The organism is Marinobacterium halophilum (assembly GCF_003014615.1).
Lineage (GTDB): Bacteria > Pseudomonadota > Gammaproteobacteria > Pseudomonadales > Balneatricaceae > Marinobacterium > Marinobacterium halophilum.
The window spans coordinates 18,674-33,800 of the sequence record NZ_PYGI01000010.1 but is presented as its reverse complement, the minus strand read 5'-3'; the positions used below and the strand labels follow the sequence as shown (position 1 = coordinate 33,800).

The 15,127-nt window shown below is 60.1% G+C and carries 14 protein-coding genes; 5 read left to right on the top strand and 9 right to left on the bottom strand.

Going from position 1 to position 15,127, the window contains the following annotated elements:
- Window positions 1-14 precede the first annotated feature (14 nt).
- The 3 genes from ftsX to ftsY are packed head-to-tail and all read right to left on the bottom strand — an operon-like array spanning window position 15 to window position 2,978.
- On the bottom strand, window positions 15-1,007 hold the full coding sequence (ftsX, locus tag CLV44_RS08240) for a permease-like cell division protein FtsX (protein WP_106591644.1): 993 nt from the start codon (window positions 1,005-1,007) through the stop codon (window positions 15-17).
- Entirely contained in the window at window positions 1,000-1,665 is a 666-nt protein-coding gene (gene ftsE / locus CLV44_RS08235; protein WP_106591643.1) for a cell division ATP-binding protein FtsE, read from the bottom strand. The genes ftsX and ftsE overlap by 8 nt, the downstream gene beginning before the upstream one ends.
- 8 nt (window positions 1,666-1,673) lie before the next feature.
- Entirely contained in the window at window positions 1,674-2,978 is a 1,305-nt protein-coding gene (gene ftsY, locus CLV44_RS17405; RefSeq protein WP_245912648.1) for a signal recognition particle-docking protein FtsY, read from the bottom strand.
- An 894-nt stretch (window positions 2,979-3,872) separates the two neighbouring features.
- On the opposite strand from ftsY, the gene CLV44_RS08225 reads away from it, so the two are divergent.
- Both CLV44_RS08225 and rsmD read left to right on the top strand, forming a co-directional pair.
- The gene (locus CLV44_RS08225; protein WP_106591642.1) at window positions 3,873-5,051 is read left to right on the top strand and encodes a hypothetical protein; all 1,179 of its coding nucleotides are present in this window, start codon (window positions 3,873-3,875) and stop codon (window positions 5,049-5,051) included.
- 12 nt (window positions 5,052-5,063) lie between these two features.
- Entirely contained in the window at window positions 5,064-5,696 is a 633-nt protein-coding gene (rsmD, locus tag CLV44_RS08220) for a 16S rRNA (guanine(966)-N(2))-methyltransferase RsmD (protein ID WP_106591641.1), read from the top strand.
- Here rsmD and CLV44_RS08215 read toward each other — a convergent pair.
- Window positions 5,658-6,275, bottom strand: coding sequence for a TetR family transcriptional regulator (locus tag CLV44_RS08215; protein WP_170069300.1), 618 nt, complete (start codon window positions 6,273-6,275; stop codon window positions 5,658-5,660). The two genes, rsmD and CLV44_RS08215, sit on opposite strands and share 39 nt — an antisense overlap.
- Before the next feature lie 276 nt (window positions 6,276-6,551).
- Between CLV44_RS08215 and coaD the strand changes: the two genes are divergently transcribed.
- Entirely contained in the window at window positions 6,552-7,034 is a 483-nt protein-coding gene (coaD, locus tag CLV44_RS08210) for a pantetheine-phosphate adenylyltransferase (protein WP_106591639.1), read from the top strand.
- A gap of 31 nt (window positions 7,035-7,065) precedes the next feature.
- The gene (locus CLV44_RS08205; protein WP_106591638.1) at window positions 7,066-7,314 is read left to right on the top strand and encodes a YfhL family 4Fe-4S dicluster ferredoxin; all 249 of its coding nucleotides are present in this window, start codon (window positions 7,066-7,068) and stop codon (window positions 7,312-7,314) included.
- 54 nt (window positions 7,315-7,368) lie between these two features.
- Here the strand turns inward: CLV44_RS08205 and CLV44_RS08200 are convergent, their stop codons facing one another.
- The 3 genes from CLV44_RS08200 to CLV44_RS08190 are packed head-to-tail and all read right to left on the bottom strand — an operon-like array spanning window position 7,369 to window position 10,880.
- Window positions 7,369-7,905: a DUF501 domain-containing protein gene (locus CLV44_RS08200; protein WP_106591637.1), complete on the bottom strand. Its 537-nt coding sequence runs from the start codon at window positions 7,903-7,905 to the stop codon at window positions 7,369-7,371.
- On the bottom strand, window positions 7,892-9,970 hold the full coding sequence (gene recG, locus CLV44_RS08195) for an ATP-dependent DNA helicase RecG (RefSeq protein WP_106591636.1): 2,079 nt from the start codon (window positions 9,968-9,970) through the stop codon (window positions 7,892-7,894). The genes CLV44_RS08200 and recG overlap by 14 nt, the downstream gene beginning before the upstream one ends.
- A complete protein-coding gene (locus CLV44_RS08190; protein ID WP_106591635.1) occupies window positions 9,957-10,880 on the bottom strand; it encodes a hydrogen peroxide-inducible genes activator in 924 nt (307 codons plus the stop codon). The genes recG and CLV44_RS08190 overlap by 14 nt, the downstream gene beginning before the upstream one ends.
- A 50-nt stretch (window positions 10,881-10,930) precedes the next feature.
- Between CLV44_RS08190 and CLV44_RS08185 the strand changes: the two genes are divergently transcribed.
- Complete coding sequence (locus CLV44_RS08185) at window positions 10,931-11,761, top strand: SDR family oxidoreductase (protein WP_106591634.1); 831 nt, start codon at window positions 10,931-10,933, stop codon at window positions 11,759-11,761.
- Here the strand turns inward: CLV44_RS08185 and ppk1 are convergent, their stop codons facing one another.
- Together ppk1 and hemB are read right to left on the bottom strand one after the other, a co-directional pair.
- Window positions 11,762-13,939 carry a polyphosphate kinase 1 gene (gene ppk1 / locus CLV44_RS08180; RefSeq protein WP_106591633.1) on the bottom strand — a complete coding sequence of 726 codons (2,178 nt, stop codon included), beginning with the start codon at window positions 13,937-13,939 and terminating at the stop codon, window positions 11,762-11,764.
- Between the two features lie 46 nt (window positions 13,940-13,985).
- Window positions 13,986-14,999 carry a porphobilinogen synthase gene (gene hemB, locus CLV44_RS08175; RefSeq protein WP_106591632.1) on the bottom strand — a complete coding sequence of 338 codons (1,014 nt, stop codon included), beginning with the start codon at window positions 14,997-14,999 and terminating at the stop codon, window positions 13,986-13,988.
- Between the last annotated feature and the right edge of the window lie 128 nt (window positions 15,000-15,127).

Genomic DNA, 15,127 nt, shown 5'->3' with positions numbered 1-15,127 from the left:
GTGTTGCAGACGCTTTACACCTCGCCAGGCTCAATCTCGCGCAAATGCCGCGACACCGCCAGCCATGAACCGGACAATCCCAGCAATGTCGCCGTTGCCAGCATGATCAACGATCCTTGAAACCCCAATCCCTGCAACACAAAATCGTTCAAATAGAGGCTGGCCAGCGTCTGTGCCGGTTCAGCCACCATCAGCAGCGCCAGCTGCACCAACACCCAGGCCAGCACACCGCCCAGTAGACCGAACCAGAAGCCACTATACAGGAAAGGACGGCGCACCCAGGCATCGGTAGCACCGACCAGCTTGCTGACCAGGATCTCGTCGCGGCGGCTTTCGATGGTCATGCGGACCGTGTTACCCACCACCAGCAGTACCGCCAGCGCCAACAGTCCTCCCAGCACGTAACTGCCACGCTGGGCGAGCGCAAGAACGGCATCCAGCCGCTGCACCCATTCCATATCCAGCTGGGCTTCATCGACACCGGGCAGTGCCGCCAGCTCGTTGCGTACCAGCGGCAGCTGCAGAGGGTCGGTATCCCGTGGCAACACCATGATCACCGCTGGCAACGGGTTGCTGTCGAAACGGTCGAGGAGGTCGGTAAAGGCGCTGTACTGGCGGAAATCTTCCAGCCCCTTTTGCCGACTGATCAGTTCCACTGAGCTGAGGTCGTCACGCAACAGCAGCTCACGACTGAAGCTGTCGATCGCCTGATCGCTCAGTTCCAGCTTCATATACAGCGCAATACGGGGCTGAGGGTCCCAACCATTGGTCAGACCCTGCACATTCCCCAATGCCGACAACAGGAATCCCGGCAACGCCAGTGCAATCGCCAGTACTGCCAGTGTCATCAGGGACGCCACCGGCGTCTGTTGCAAGCGTAGCAGCGCTTCCTTGGCCACGCTCAGGTGGTGCCGCCGCCAGCTGCGACGACGGTCGGCAGATTGGATACGGTGTTGCTCCGCACCGCGGCGCGGAGATGCCGGTTCTTTGCGTGCAGGCTTAGTCATCGGCCACCAGCCTCCCCTGTTTCAATGTCAGTCGGCGATGCCGCATGCGGTTGATCAGCGACAGATCATGACTGGCAATCAGTACGGTGGTACCAATGCTGTTGAACTGGCCAAACAGACGCATGATGTCTTCGGACAGCTGCGGGTCAAGGTTACCGGTCGGTTCATCCGCCAGCAGCAGTTTCGGCTTATGCACGATCGCCCGCGCGATACCGACCCGCTGCTGCTCCCCGGTGGACAGGGTAATCGGGTTCTGTTTTTCCCGGGTCAGCAGGCCGACCTTGTCCAGTGCCGCACGAGCTCGACGCGCCGCATCCGCCGGATCATAACCACTGATCTGCAGCGGCAACGCCACGTTGTCGAAGATCGAACGGTCGAACAGCAGCTGGTGGTTCTGGAACACCACCCCGATCTGGCGGCGCAGATGGGGGATCTGCGACCGGTGCAGACGGGACAGATCCTGCTGACCGATCCAGACCTGGCCACGACTGGGCCGCTCCATCAGCATGATCAGTTTCAGCAGGGTACTCTTGCCGGCGCCGGAATGACCAGTCAGGAATGCCATCTCACCCGATGCGAGTTCGAAGTCCACCCCCAGCAAGGCATCCTGGCCGCTGGCATAGCGTTTGAAGACATTACTGAACCGGATTGCGGCCATGATTTACCTCAGTCGAACAGTGCCTTGACGAATTCATCTGCCTCGAACGGGCGCAGATCATCCACCTGCTCGCCAACCCCGATGTAACGGATCGGCAGGTCGAACTGCTTGGCAATGGCAAAAATGATACCGCCCTTGGCGGTGCCATCGAGCTTGGTCAGGGTAATGCCGCTGACGCCAACCGATTCCTTGAACTGTTTTGCCTGACTGATCGCGTTCTGGCCGGTACCGGCATCCAGCACCAGCATCACTTCATGCGGCGCCTCCGGGTCCAGCTTCTGCATCACCCGCACCACCTTCTGCAGCTCCTGCATCAGGTTGTCCTTGTTCTGCAAGCGGCCGGCGGTGTCGGCAATGAGTACGTCAACGCCCTTGGACTGGGCGGATTGCAACGCATCAAAGATCACTGACGCCGAGTCGGCACCGGTGTGCTGGGCCACGACCGGGACGTTATTGCGCTCACCCCAGACCTGCAGCTGTTCAACCGCCGCGGCGCGGAAGGTATCACCGGCCGCCAACATGACCGATTTGCCTTCGCTCTGAAATTTCTTCGCCAGCTTGCCGATGGTGGTGGTTTTGCCAACACCATTGACGCCAACCATCAGGATCACCGCCGGTTTTTTCTCCGGCAGCTGCAGCTTGTGCTCCACACCGCCGAGCAAGGCCGCCAGTTCCTGCTGCAATGCTTCTTTCAGCGCATCGGCATCGGTCAGCTGCTTGCGTTCAACGCGTTCGGTCAGACGTTCGATGATCTCAGTGGTCGCTTCGACACCCACGTCCGCCATCAGCAGCGTGGTTTCGATCTCTTCCAACAGATCTTCGTCAATCTCCTTGACTCCCAGGAACAGATCGCCCAACTGCTCGGTCAGGTTGGCCTTGGTCCGGCTCAGGCCGCTCTTGATACGCGAAAAGAAACCGGCTTTCTTCTGTTCAGGTGAAACCTCTGCCGCTTTCGCAGCCGCTTCTTCGGCCGCCTTGCGCTCTGCAGCTGCCAGCGCCTGGCGTTCAGCCTCTTCCGCAGCGGCTTTTTCTGCCGCCAGACGGGCGGCTTCTGCCTCGGCCGCCGCTTTCTCCGCTGCCAAGCGCGCTGCTTCTTCTGCCGCTACACGAGCAGCTTCGGCATCGGCTTCCTCACGAGCCAGACGCTCACGCTCCGCCGCCTCTGCAGCCTGACGCTCAGCCTCTTCCCGGGCCTTGCGCTCCGCCTCTTCTACAGCCAGACGTTCCGCCTCCTCGGCCGCTTTGCGCGCAGCGGCTGCAGCCGCTTCGTCTGCGGCAGCTTTTTCGGCCGCTATGCGAGCCGCCTCGTCCACTGCCGCTTGCTCAGCGACACGGCGGGATTCAGCTTCGGCTGCAGCCCGTTCGGCTTGCTGACGTTCAGATTCTTCACGGGCACGGCGTTCTGCCGCTGCCGCCGCTTCATCCGCAGCCTGACGAGCGCTGGCTTCTGCGGCCGCAATGGCCTGCTGTTCTGCAGCCTGTTGCGCCTGTTCAGCGGCTGCCTCAGCCTGGACGTTGGCTTGAGCCTCGGCGGCTTCACGCGCATCACGCTCGGCGGCCTGGCGCTTGGCTTCAGCTTCAGCTTCAGCTTCAGCTTCGGCTTCGGCTTCGGCCTGAGCATCTGCTTGTGCGGCAGCCTCCTGTGCAGCCTTGGCATCACGCTCGGCCTGCTCACGTGCCTGACGTGCAGCAGCGGCGGCCTGTTCAGCCTGTTCAGCGGCTCTACGCGCCTCAGCTTCCTGTGCCTGACGTGCGGTTTCCGCTTCCGCAGCGGCTTGACGCTCAACTTCAGCCTGCTGCAGCGCTTTTTCTGCGGCGCGTTGCGCCTCGGCCTCGGCAGCTTCCTGCCGTGCAACCTGCTCTGCCGCTTCACGAGCGGCACGTTCGGCGGCCACTTTCTGTTCTGCATCGGCCTGCAGTCGAGCCTGCTCGGCTTCATGCTGTTCGGCTTTAAGGGCGGACTGGCGACGGCTGACCCGTACAATTACCAATAGCAGGAGTACTACGATCACACCCGCCATGTAGGGCAGGATTGCAGGGTCAAGGCCTTGTTCGGTCATCCAGGTGTAGAGCGCTTCCATAATCTGTAATATCCGCTGTAGAGAGCCCTGCATGGCGGGCATCTGGAGTTCAATACTTAATGGGGGGCTATCTTAGCACAGAGCCACCTCGGACAAACCCGGCGATCAATCAGGCGGAGCCCGGTCATGACCCAATCTTTCTTCAGCCGCCGCCAGCTCAGTCTGCTGATTCTGGTGCTGCCCGGCATTATTCTGCTGCTATCGCTGCTGGGCTCCGAGCCGGACCTTCCCGACTGGCAGGCCAGCGCAGACCGGCGGGTCTATCTGCATACTGTGCCCGCACAAACCGGGTACCGGATACACCTGCTGCTGCCGCAGTCTGTACCCACGTCGGCAACCGACGGGCTGCAGCAACAGTTGCTGTTCACCGCTCTGCGCCACCGCATCCAGACCCCGGATGAACTGGGACACTGGCTGCAGCAACAGGGATGGACGGTGCAGCTGGACACTCTGCCGAGCCATGTGCGGCTTATATTGCATAGTCAGCAGACTCCGAACGATCCGACGCTCACGACCCTGCTACAACGTCTGCAACACCCCCCAGAGGTCGACTGGGGCAGTCTGCTGCGCCGCGTTCAAGCCGAAAACTATCTGGCACGCCAACAGACGGATACCTGGCTGAGATTGTCTTTCCCGACCACGACACAACACTCGGCCACCGTGGATCCGCTCGTCGCCTACCGGCAATGGCTGCAACCGGCGCACTGGCGCATGACCCTGTCAGGAGCACAGCCGCCCGCGCTGACATTACCCCTGCCGACGCCCGCCACCACCGTCCCGGCCCCTGCACCCCTGACACTGGCCATCTTGCCGGTGCCAACACCACGGGTCACCCTACCGATCACACTGCACCGCTGGCAACTGCCCGTGCCGGACTCTGTTGACGCCCTGGCCATGACTCTGCTGGCGCGGGAAGCCATTCACCAGGGGCTGTCAGACTGGTTGGCACAGCGCCAAACCGACAGCCATTCGCCGGCAGGTTTCAGCCTCGGCTGGGAACCCGCCGGCAATGCCACGTTGATAATACAGGGCACACAACAGCCATCGGTACGGCCGTGGTTACCGTCACAGGTAACTGCCGCAAATCTGGAAGCGGCACGCCAGCAGGTGCAACAACTTGTGACCGACGCAGCAGGCCAGTCGTCATGGCTCGACCTGCTGGCGCGCCATCAGCTGCCCGCAGACACACTGCAGCGACTGCCGCTGCCACTGGAGCATATCGATAGCACACAGGTACAGCACTGGTTGCAGCAACAACTGGAGACTGATTACTATCACACCCTTTCCCTTCCCGCTTCACCGTAAGGACTGACCGCGATGCCACGCCGCAACAACCACCGCCCACGCCGCACGCCGGCTTCCGCCACCCCGTCAAGCGTTCGCATCATTGGTGGCGCATGGCGCGGGCGCAAACTGGAGTTTCCCGCCATTGAGGGGCTGCGTCCGACACCGGACCGTGTCCGTGAGACCCTGTTCAACTGGCTGCAGAATTACCTGCCCAGCGCCCGCTGTCTTGACCTGTTCAGTGGCAGTGGCGCGCTGGGACTGGAAGCCCTGTCGCGGGGAGCGGCATCAGTCACGTTCGTCGATCAGGCCCCGGAAGTGATCAACCAGCTGCGCAATAACCTGAATACGCTCAAGGCACAGAATGCCGAGCTGATCGGCCGCTCGGCACCGGAATGGCTGCAACAGCGCCCGGTCAATGAGGAGGTACGTTACGACCTGGTATTCATGGACCCACCATTCCGCAAGGGTCTGGCCGCCCCGGTCTGTACATTGCTTGAGCAACGTCAGATGCTTGCAGACGGCGCACTGATCTACCTGGAGACCGAAACGGAACTGCAGCTGGAACAGCTGCCGCAAAATTGGCAGCTATACCGGGAAAAGCAGGCAGGCCAGGTCGCCTACCGCCTATTTATACGGCAAGCCGTCGAGCAACAGGCGCAGTAATGCCCGCCCCTGTGCGACCAGGTCGAAGTCGCTGCCGGAGCGCAACCACTCCTGCAGCAAACCGTTGAGCGCAACCTGCAGGCTGAACGCCAGCGTCTGGGGACAGGCGCTCTTGCGTATCTGCTTCTGTTTGCGGGCCTGCTTGAGGAAAAATCTGAGCTGTTCCAGCCACAATGCCCGGTTGGCATCCAGCTCGACGTCCAGTTCAACCAGATCCGCCCCACTGATCGGGGCCAGATAAAACACCCGGTACAGTGCCTGCGTCTGCCGGTCGCGGGCAAACTCCGACAACACACCCGTGATGTACTGGCGCAACGCCTTCAAGGCATCCTGTTGCACCCCCTGACACTGTTCCAGATACTGGGCTTCGAAAGGCAGTTCATAGGCATGGTGGATCTGCACCAGCAGGTCTGCGCGGTTGCGGAAATGCCAATAGAGAGCACCATGGGTAACACCAGCCACCTGCGCAACCTGTTTCAGGGTCGTGGTATCAATGCCTTGCCGACTGAACAGATCCAAACCGGCAGCCAGCAGGGTCTGCCGCGTTCGGGCCGCTTCTTCACGGGTTCTACGTGCCATTGCGTGGGGGCGCTCCTTTATTAACATGGGCAAACGTATGTAAATAGTAGACCCTAGAACAGGTGATGAAACAGCTCAATGCTGACGGCTGAATTTTCATGGAATTGTCATATTCAATACCGGCTCAAATATAACATATTCAAATAAGGGTTATATTTTTAATAACCTTTTTAATACTTATCATTCCTCTAATCTATTTGTGCCCCTTACACAATTCGGCTACCATCGCGCTCAACAGTGTTGCCCATTAGCCCTAACAAGGTCTGCTGAACTGCTATGAATACGGCAATCTATCCCGGTACCTTCGACCCGATTACCAACGGTCACTCCGACCTGGTCGGGCGTGCAGCGCGCCTGTTCGACCGTGTTGTCGTTGCGGTCGCGGCAAGCCCCAAAAAGCAGCCGATGCTGCCGCTGGAGCAACGTGTCGAGCTGGCACAAACCGCCCTTGCTCATTTGCCCAATGTCGAGGTCATCGGTTTTGACTGTCTGCTGGCCAATCTGGTCAGTGAGCAGGATGCCAATATCATCCTGCGCGGATTGCGCGCCGTATCCGACTTCGAGTTCGAGTTCCAACTGGCGAACATGAACCGCAAGTTGGCACCTCAGGCAGAGAGTCTGTTCCTGACACCGGCCGAGCACCTGTCGTACATTTCGTCGACCCTGATCCGCGAAATTGCGACATTGGGAGGGGATATCGATCCGTTTGTTCATCCAGCCGTTGCCAGTGCGCTAAAGCAGCATCTACGCCAGAAATAAGAACCTGTCAGAGTGAGTGAGGTAGCCAATCATGGCATTGATGATTACTGACGAATGCATCAACTGTGATGTATGTGAACCGGAATGCCCGAACGAGGCGATCGCTCCGGGGGACGAAATCTATGAAATCGACCCGAACAAGTGTACCGAATGTGTCGGTCACTACGACACGCCGCAGTGTGTTGAGGTTTGCCCGGTCGATTGTATTCCGAAAGACCCTGATCATGTCGAAACCGAAGACATGCTGATGGTCAAGTACAAGACGCTGACCGGCAACTGAAGCCGACACTGCGCAGTACTGAAAACGGCGACCCATGGGTCGCCGTTTCTGTATTCAAAGCCGAATATCGAGTGCGCTCAGCGCAAATTCCTGCTCCAGGCGTTCACCAATGACATTGTCACCGTCCGCCAGCCAATGAGCGTACTGCATGTGCAAACAGCGCACCTTGTCCCATTGAGCAATGCCGCCAATCCCATAACGGTCAAACAGTTCACTGAAACCCAGCTGCTCGATTCGCTGCCGATTTTCGGCGCGCATCAACTGCCAGCGCTGCGCCACGTAGCGTTGCTGCTGGGCCAGATACGCAGCGCGTAACGCTGCATCATCCTGCAGCGTTTGTTCAATCTGCTTGACCCAACCACTGTTTTCGATCCCGCCAATCTTACGGCACAGATCACGGCAACAGAGCCAATAAAGCGTCGGAAAGGGGGTATCGTCCACTAACGTGCGCATCTGCAACACCAGCGGCAGGCCCTCTTGCGTGGCACAGGCCACCGCTTCTATCCCGCGGGGCTCACGTCCGATCTGCTGCTCGATCAGCTCCAGTTGCGTTGCCGTCGGCGCCTGACGCCGTGTATCAAACCTGTGCATAGACATCTCCACTGCCCAGCCAGCGCCGGATCAGAGCTTCATTCAAGGCCGGCAGCTGTTCCAGCTCACCCGCCAACTGGTGGATTTTAGGCAGCAGGTCAGCATCCCGCTTCAAATCGGCGATGCGGAACTGCATCATGCCGGTCTGACGGGTACCCAAGACTTCACCCGGCCCGCGCAACTCCAGATCCTTCTCGGCAATGCGGAAACCATCGGTCGTCTCGCGCATGACGGCCAGCCGCTCGCGCCCCTGCTTCGAAAGGGGCGCATGGTACATCAGCACGCAGAAGCTTTCGACACTGCCACGACCAACGCGGCCCCGTAGCTGATGCAGCTGGGCCAATCCCAGCCGCTCAGGGTTTTCGATAATCATCAGGCTGGCATTGGGTACATCCACGCCGACCTCAATCACCGTCGTGGCCACCAGCAGATCCAGCTCGGCGGCCTTGAATGCTGCCATGATTGCAGTCTTCTCGGCCGCTTTCATGCGTCCGTGTACGAGGCCGATGCGCAGATGCGGCAAGGCTGCCTTCAGCCCCTCCGCCGCCACTTCGGCGGCTTGGCACTGCAGTGCTTCCGACTCTTCAATCAGGGTACAGACCCAATAGGCCTGCCGCCCCTGCTCACAGGCCTGGCGCACCCGCTCTACCACCTGGTCACGCCGCGAATCGGCAATCACCACGGTCTGCACCGGTGTACGCCCCGGCGGCAACTCGTCGATGATCGAGCAATCCAGGTCGGCGTAGGCACTCATGGTCAGCGTACGCGGAATCGGGGTGGCGGTCATGATCAACTGGTGTGGACTGCGCTCGCCGTTACGCCCCTTCTCTTTCAAACTCAGGCGCTGGTGTACGCCGAAACGGTGCTGCTCGTCGATCACCACGACGCCAAGATCGGCGAATGTCACTTCGGCCTGGAACAGTGCATGGGTGCCCACCACAATCTGTGCCTCACCGCTGCGAATAAGCTCAAGCTGGCGCTCCCGGGCCTTGCCCTTGACCTTCCCCGCCAGCCAGGCCACTTGAATACCCAACGGCTCGAGCCATTGGGTGAAGTTGATATGGTGCTGCTCGGCAAGGATTTCAGTGGGTGCCATCACCGCCGCCTGCAGACCGTTTTCAACTGCCTGCAGTGCCGCCAATGCCGCCACCATGGTCTTGCCCGACCCCACATCTCCCTGTACCAGCCTCAACATGGGCACCGGTTTTTGCAGGTCACGTGCTACTTCACGGGCCACGCGCAGCTGCGCATTGGTCAACGTAAAGGGCAGCTGCGCCAGAAAGGGTCGGCTCCACTCGCCCGTCGCGCGCAGGGGCGGAGCGCCCTGTTGCTGGATCTGCTGGCGGATTTTCTGCAGCGACAGGTGGTGCGCCAGCAGCTCTTCCAGTGCCAGCCGACGTTGTGCCGGATGCTTACCTTCCAGAAGCAATGTCTGATCTGCATCCACAGGTGGATGGTGCAGATAGGATAGGGACGTCGCCAGATCCGGCAGCTGCCATTGCTGGCGCAAGGTATCTGGCAGCAGGTCGTCCAGACCCTCTTTCTGCATCCATTCCAAAGCCAATGTAATCAATGAACGAACGCGGCTCTGGGTCATGCCTTCCGTCAGCGGGTAGACCGGCGTCAGCTGTTCTGCCATCACTGCGGCCCCTTCGCCCTTCAGTGTCTTGTATTCGGGGTGAACCATCTCCAGTCCGCCGGGACCGGGGCGCGCCTCACCGAAACAAAGCAGCCGCTGCCCGGGTCGCAGGCTGTTCTTCTGTGCCGCGTTGAAATGGAAAAACCGCAGCGTCAGCATGCCACTGCCATCCTGTACCCGACACAGCAGGCTGCGCCGCCGCCCCTGCACGACGTCCGCGGCGCGAATGGTGGCATCAACGACGACCTCATCACCGGGCCGCAGGCTGCCGATCGGTACTACCCGGGTACGGTCCTGATAACGCAGCGGCAGATGCAGGATCAGGTCCTGCACGGTCGCCACCCCCAGCCGCTCCAGCTTGAGCTCCAGAGCTGTGCCGACCCCTTTCAAGGCCGTGACCGGGACACTACTGTCAGTGCTGCCCATCACCCCCGCCCGTATGCTTGATCTGACAATGGTTAATCGCGTCGACCAGTACATCGATCGCCTGAGGGCGGGGGAAGCTGGCGCGCCACGCGACCGCGACGGTGCGCATCGGCTGCGGTTGCTTGAACGGACGAATTTCGATCAGGTCGCTGGTCGGGTGATTGTCGATCGCCGACAACGGCAACACGCTGGTTCCCAACCCGGATGCGACCATCATCCGGATCGTCTCCAGCGAGCTGCCTTCGGTCACCGTATGCTGGTCATGAAACGACTTGTTCAACGTCGGACAGGCTTCCAGTACCTGATCACGGAAGCAATGCCCTTCGCCCAGCAACAACATGCGAATCTCGTTCATCTGGTGCAGTTCGATTTCCGCCTGTGCGGCCAACTCATGGCCCTTGGGCATCACCATCATGAAAGGTTCATCATAGAGCGGGCGGGTGAGCACATCGGCTTCATGAAACGGCAGCGCCACGATGATCGCATCGAGCTCGCCGTTACGGATCTTGGCACGCAGGTTCTCGGTGAAGTTTTCCTCGATATACAGCGGCATATCGGGTGCCAGGCGCTGGATTTGCGGAATCAGCTGCGGGAACAGGTAGGGCCCGATCGTATAGATGGCACCGATGCGTAACGGGCTGGCCAGCTGATCCTTGCCTTCACGCGCCAGCGCCTTGATCGCCTCGGCCTGCTCCAGCACGGTCTGTGCCTGACGCACCACCTTTTCGCCAACCGGGGTCACCCGTACGGCATTCTTGCTGCGTTCGAACAGGGCCACACCCAGCTCTTCTTCCAGCTTCTTGACCGCGATCGACAATGTCGGCTGGCTCACGAAGCAGCGTTCGGCAGCGTGGCCGAAGTGCTGCTCCCGGGCCAGGGTGACAATGTATCGAAGCTCCGTCAGCGTCATCGGGGCGTACCTCTGTTAGGATGGAGAAAACCAAGTGCAAAGGGGTGAACATGCGGGAACTACGAGTGCTGATCGCCGGCTGTGGCGATATCGGAACCCACCTGGGGCTCAGACTCAGTGCTGCCGGGGCACAGGTGTTCGGGCTTCGGCGTACTATAAACCAGCTGCCCGACAGCATCCATGGCATTGCCGCCGATCTGGGCGATCCGGCCACACTGAACAATCTGCCTGCCTGCGACTACCTGTTCTACACGGCGGCCGCCAAGAGTCGCGACCCCGAGGTGTACCGCCGTACCTATGTCGACGGCCTGCGCAACCTGCTGGCAGCTTTGCCCGAACCCCCGCGCCACCTGTTCCTGACCGGCAGCACCGGGGTCTACCACCAGCACGAACATGACTGGGTCGACGAACAGTCACCCACCCAGCCGGATACGGACAGTGGCAAGGTCCTGCTGGAAAGTGAACAACTGGCCCTGTCCTCGGGCATCCCCGCCACCGTCGTCCGCTTCAGTGGCATTTACGGTCCCGGCCGGGACCATCTGCAACGCCAGGTACTGGCAGGCATCGCCGCACCGGCCGAACCGTTGCACTATAGCAACCGCATTCATCGTGATGACTGTGTCGGTGTATTGCAGCATCTCATGCTGCGGGCGGAGGAAGGCGCGGCCCTGAAACCGCTGTACCTCGCCAGTGACGACTGCCCGACCCCGATTCATGAGGTTACGGAGTGGCTGGCCGAGCGGCTGGGGGTCGACATCACCACACGCCAACCGATCCGTCGTGGCGGCAGCAAACGTTGCAGCAACCGCCGGCTTCGCGCCAGCGGCTACCGCTTTATCTATCCGGACTATCGCAGCGGCTACGCCAGTATGCTGCCCTGATCAGGACACGCCGAGCTCACCCAGCAAGACCTGCTGGGCACTGAAACGCTCCTCGCCCTCGGCCGGCTGCACCAGAGTGTAGCTGCCGTCGGAGTGCAGCTCCCACGCTTGGGTGTTGTCATCCAGATAGTAGCCCAGCTCGCGGCGGATACGCTCGGCATGCTTGCCGAACAGCTCAAAGCCGGTTTCCACGCGATTGAGCATGTTGCGCTCCATCCAGTCGGCACTGGAGCCGATCACGACCGGTTTGCCGCCATCATTGGCAAACCAGTAGACACGGGTATGTTCAAGAAAACGGCCGATGATCGAACGCACACGGATGTTGTCCGACACGCCCTCCAGTCCCGGTCGCAGGCGGCACATGCCACGAATGATCAGGTCGATCTGCACACCGGCACGAGACGCGTCATACAGCGCACGAATCAGCTTCGGCTCGGTGAGACCGTTGACCTTGATGATAATGTGTCCCTTGCGCCCCGCCTTGACGTTACGCACCTCGTTCTGAATCAATTCCAGCATCTTCGCATGCAAGGTAAACGGGGCGTTATACAGTTTCTGCAGCTTCTGGATCTTGCCCATACCGGTCAGCTGCTGGAAGATTTTATGCACATCCTCGCCGACATCCGGCTCGGCCGTCATATAGCTGTAGTCGGTATACAGGCGCGCGGTACCTGAGTGGTAATTGCCGGTACCCAGGTGGCAGTAGCGCACCAGCTCACTGCCCTCGCGGCGCACGATCAGCATCATTTTGGCATGCGTTTTGTACCCCACCACCCCGTACACCACCAGACAGCCCGCCTCTTGCAGGCGGCTGGCCAGTTGCAGGTTGCTTTCCTCATCAAAGCGCGCGCGCAACTCGATCACCACGGTGACCTCTTTGCCATTGCGCGCGGCTTCGACCAGCGCATTGACGATGTCCGAGTTGACCCCGGTGCGGTACAGCGTCTGCTTGATCGCCATCACCTGCGGGTCCTTGGCCGCCTGGCGCAACAGGTCCACCACCGGCGTAAAGGACTGGAACGGGTGCTGTAGCAGCTGGTCATTCTTGCGCAGGGCGGCAAACAGGTCGTCGGTGTTCTTCAGCTTGTTCGGCAGCCCCGGGGTAAACGGCTTCCAGCGCAGTTCGGGGCGCTCGACCAGGTCACGCACGGCCATCAGCCGAGTCAGGTTGACCGGGCCGTTGACGCGGTAGACATGACTGTCCGGCAAACTGAATTCGGCCTGCAATACACCGATCAACGCCTCCGGCGTGCGGCTGTCCACTTCAAGACGCACGGCATCGCCGAATTTGCGCGAGTGCAGCTCGCCGCGCAGCGCACGGGCCAAGTCCTCGATCTCCTCGAAGTCGAAGCTGAGATCGGCGTTGCGGGTAATACGGAACTGGAAGCAGCCGTCCACGGTCATGCCCGGAAACAGCTCTTCGGCGAATTCATGGATGATCGAGGACAGGAAGATCAGGTTATCTCCCCCTTCGCACAACTCGTCCGGCAGACGGATCAGGCGCGGCAGCGAGCGCGGTGCCGGAATGATCGCCAATCCGGTTTCACGGCCGAACGCATCCTTGCCATCCAGTTCGACAATGAAGTTCAGACTCTTGTTGACCAGCCGCGGGAAGGGGTGCGAGGGGTCCAGCCCGATCGGGCTGATCACCGGCAGCAGCTGGTCTTCAAAGTATTCCTTGACCCAGGCACGCTGGGCATCGGTCCATTCGGCACGGCGGATGAAGCGGATGTTTTCCGCTTCCAGTGCCGGAAACATGATGTCGTTGAGAATTTTGTACTGGCGCTCGACGTTGATCGCGCAGATCTCGCTAATCCGGTCGAGCACCTTCTGCGGGTGCATGGCGTCCGGCCCGACGGCCTCACGGCCATACTTGAGCTGGCGCAGCTGGTCGGCAACGCGAATCTCGAAGAACTCATCCAGATTGCTGGAAAAGATCAGCAGAAACATCAGCCGCTCCAGCAGTGGATAGCTTTCGTCCAGCGCCTGCTCCAGCACCCGTACATTGAACTGCAGATGGCTCAGCTCACGGTTGATGTACAGTTCCGGTGCCTTGAGGTCGACCGGCACCTCCTCGATGGGGTCAATGGTGGGCAGTATTTCGCGACTTTCCAGTAGCGCGGCGGTCGCCTCGCTCTGTTCCAGACCCACGGTCGGCTCCAGTGTGGTGGTGCTCATGACATAACCTCCTGGTTCAAAACGGTCATCCATCCGAGTATATGCTCTATTTGCGGTTAAGTATCTGTGCCGCCTTGACCGCGAAATAGGTCAGGATGCCATCGGCCCCTGCACGCTTGAAGCTAAGCAGGCTTTCCATGATGATGGCCTCCTCGTCCAGCCAGCCGTTCTGGAAGGCCGCCACATGCATGGCGTACTCCCCGCTGACCTGGTAGACGAAGGTCGGCGCCTTCAATTCGGTTTTTACACGATGCACGATATCCAGGTAGGGCATGCCCGGCTTTACCATCACCATATCGGCACCTTCCGCCAGATCCATGGCGACTTCATGCAACGCTTCGTCACTGTTGGCCGGGTCCATCTGATAACTGTACTTGTTGCCGCCACCCAGATTGCCTGCAGAGCCGACCGCGTCACGGAAGGGGCCATAATAGGCACTCGCATACTTGGCGGAATACGCCATGATGCGGGTATTGACCAGACCGTGGCTTTCCAGCTCGTCGCGGATCACGCCGATACGGCCATCCATCATGTCGCTCGGGGCCACAATGTCGGCACCTGCCTGCGCATGCGACAACGCCTGCTTGATCAGCGTATCAACCGTGCGGTCGTTCAAGACATAGCCGTTTTCGTCGATGATGCCGTCCTGACCATGGGTCGTGAACGGGTCCAGCGCCACATCGGTCATGATCCCCAGCTCCGGCACCGCCGCCTTGAGCGCACGCACGGTGCGCTGTACCAGCCCGTCCGGGTTGTAGGACTCCTCGGCAAACTCGCTCTTGGCACTGGCCGGTGTCACCGGAAAAATGGCCAGTGCAGGAATCCCCAGCGCCGACCATTCGCGTGCCTTTTCCACCAGCAGATCAATACTGTAACGCTGTACCCCGGGCATTGAGGGCACATCTTCAATCTGACCCTCGCCTTCCAGCACAAAAACCGGATAGATCAGGTCATCGGTGGTCAGCACGTTTTCACGCATCAAGCGGCGAGAAAAGTCATCGGCACGCATGCGGCGCATACGGGTTTCCGGGTAGAAACGCTGGCTGTTGGTAAAGGCCACGGCTCACTTCCTTAATTTCGACTGTATTGGACGATAGAATTGTGACGCTTAGATGACAATCACCAGTGGTTTGTCTTAAGCATCACGGCTGCGTTTGATATTGATTTCCATCTTAACGTAATCTGTGA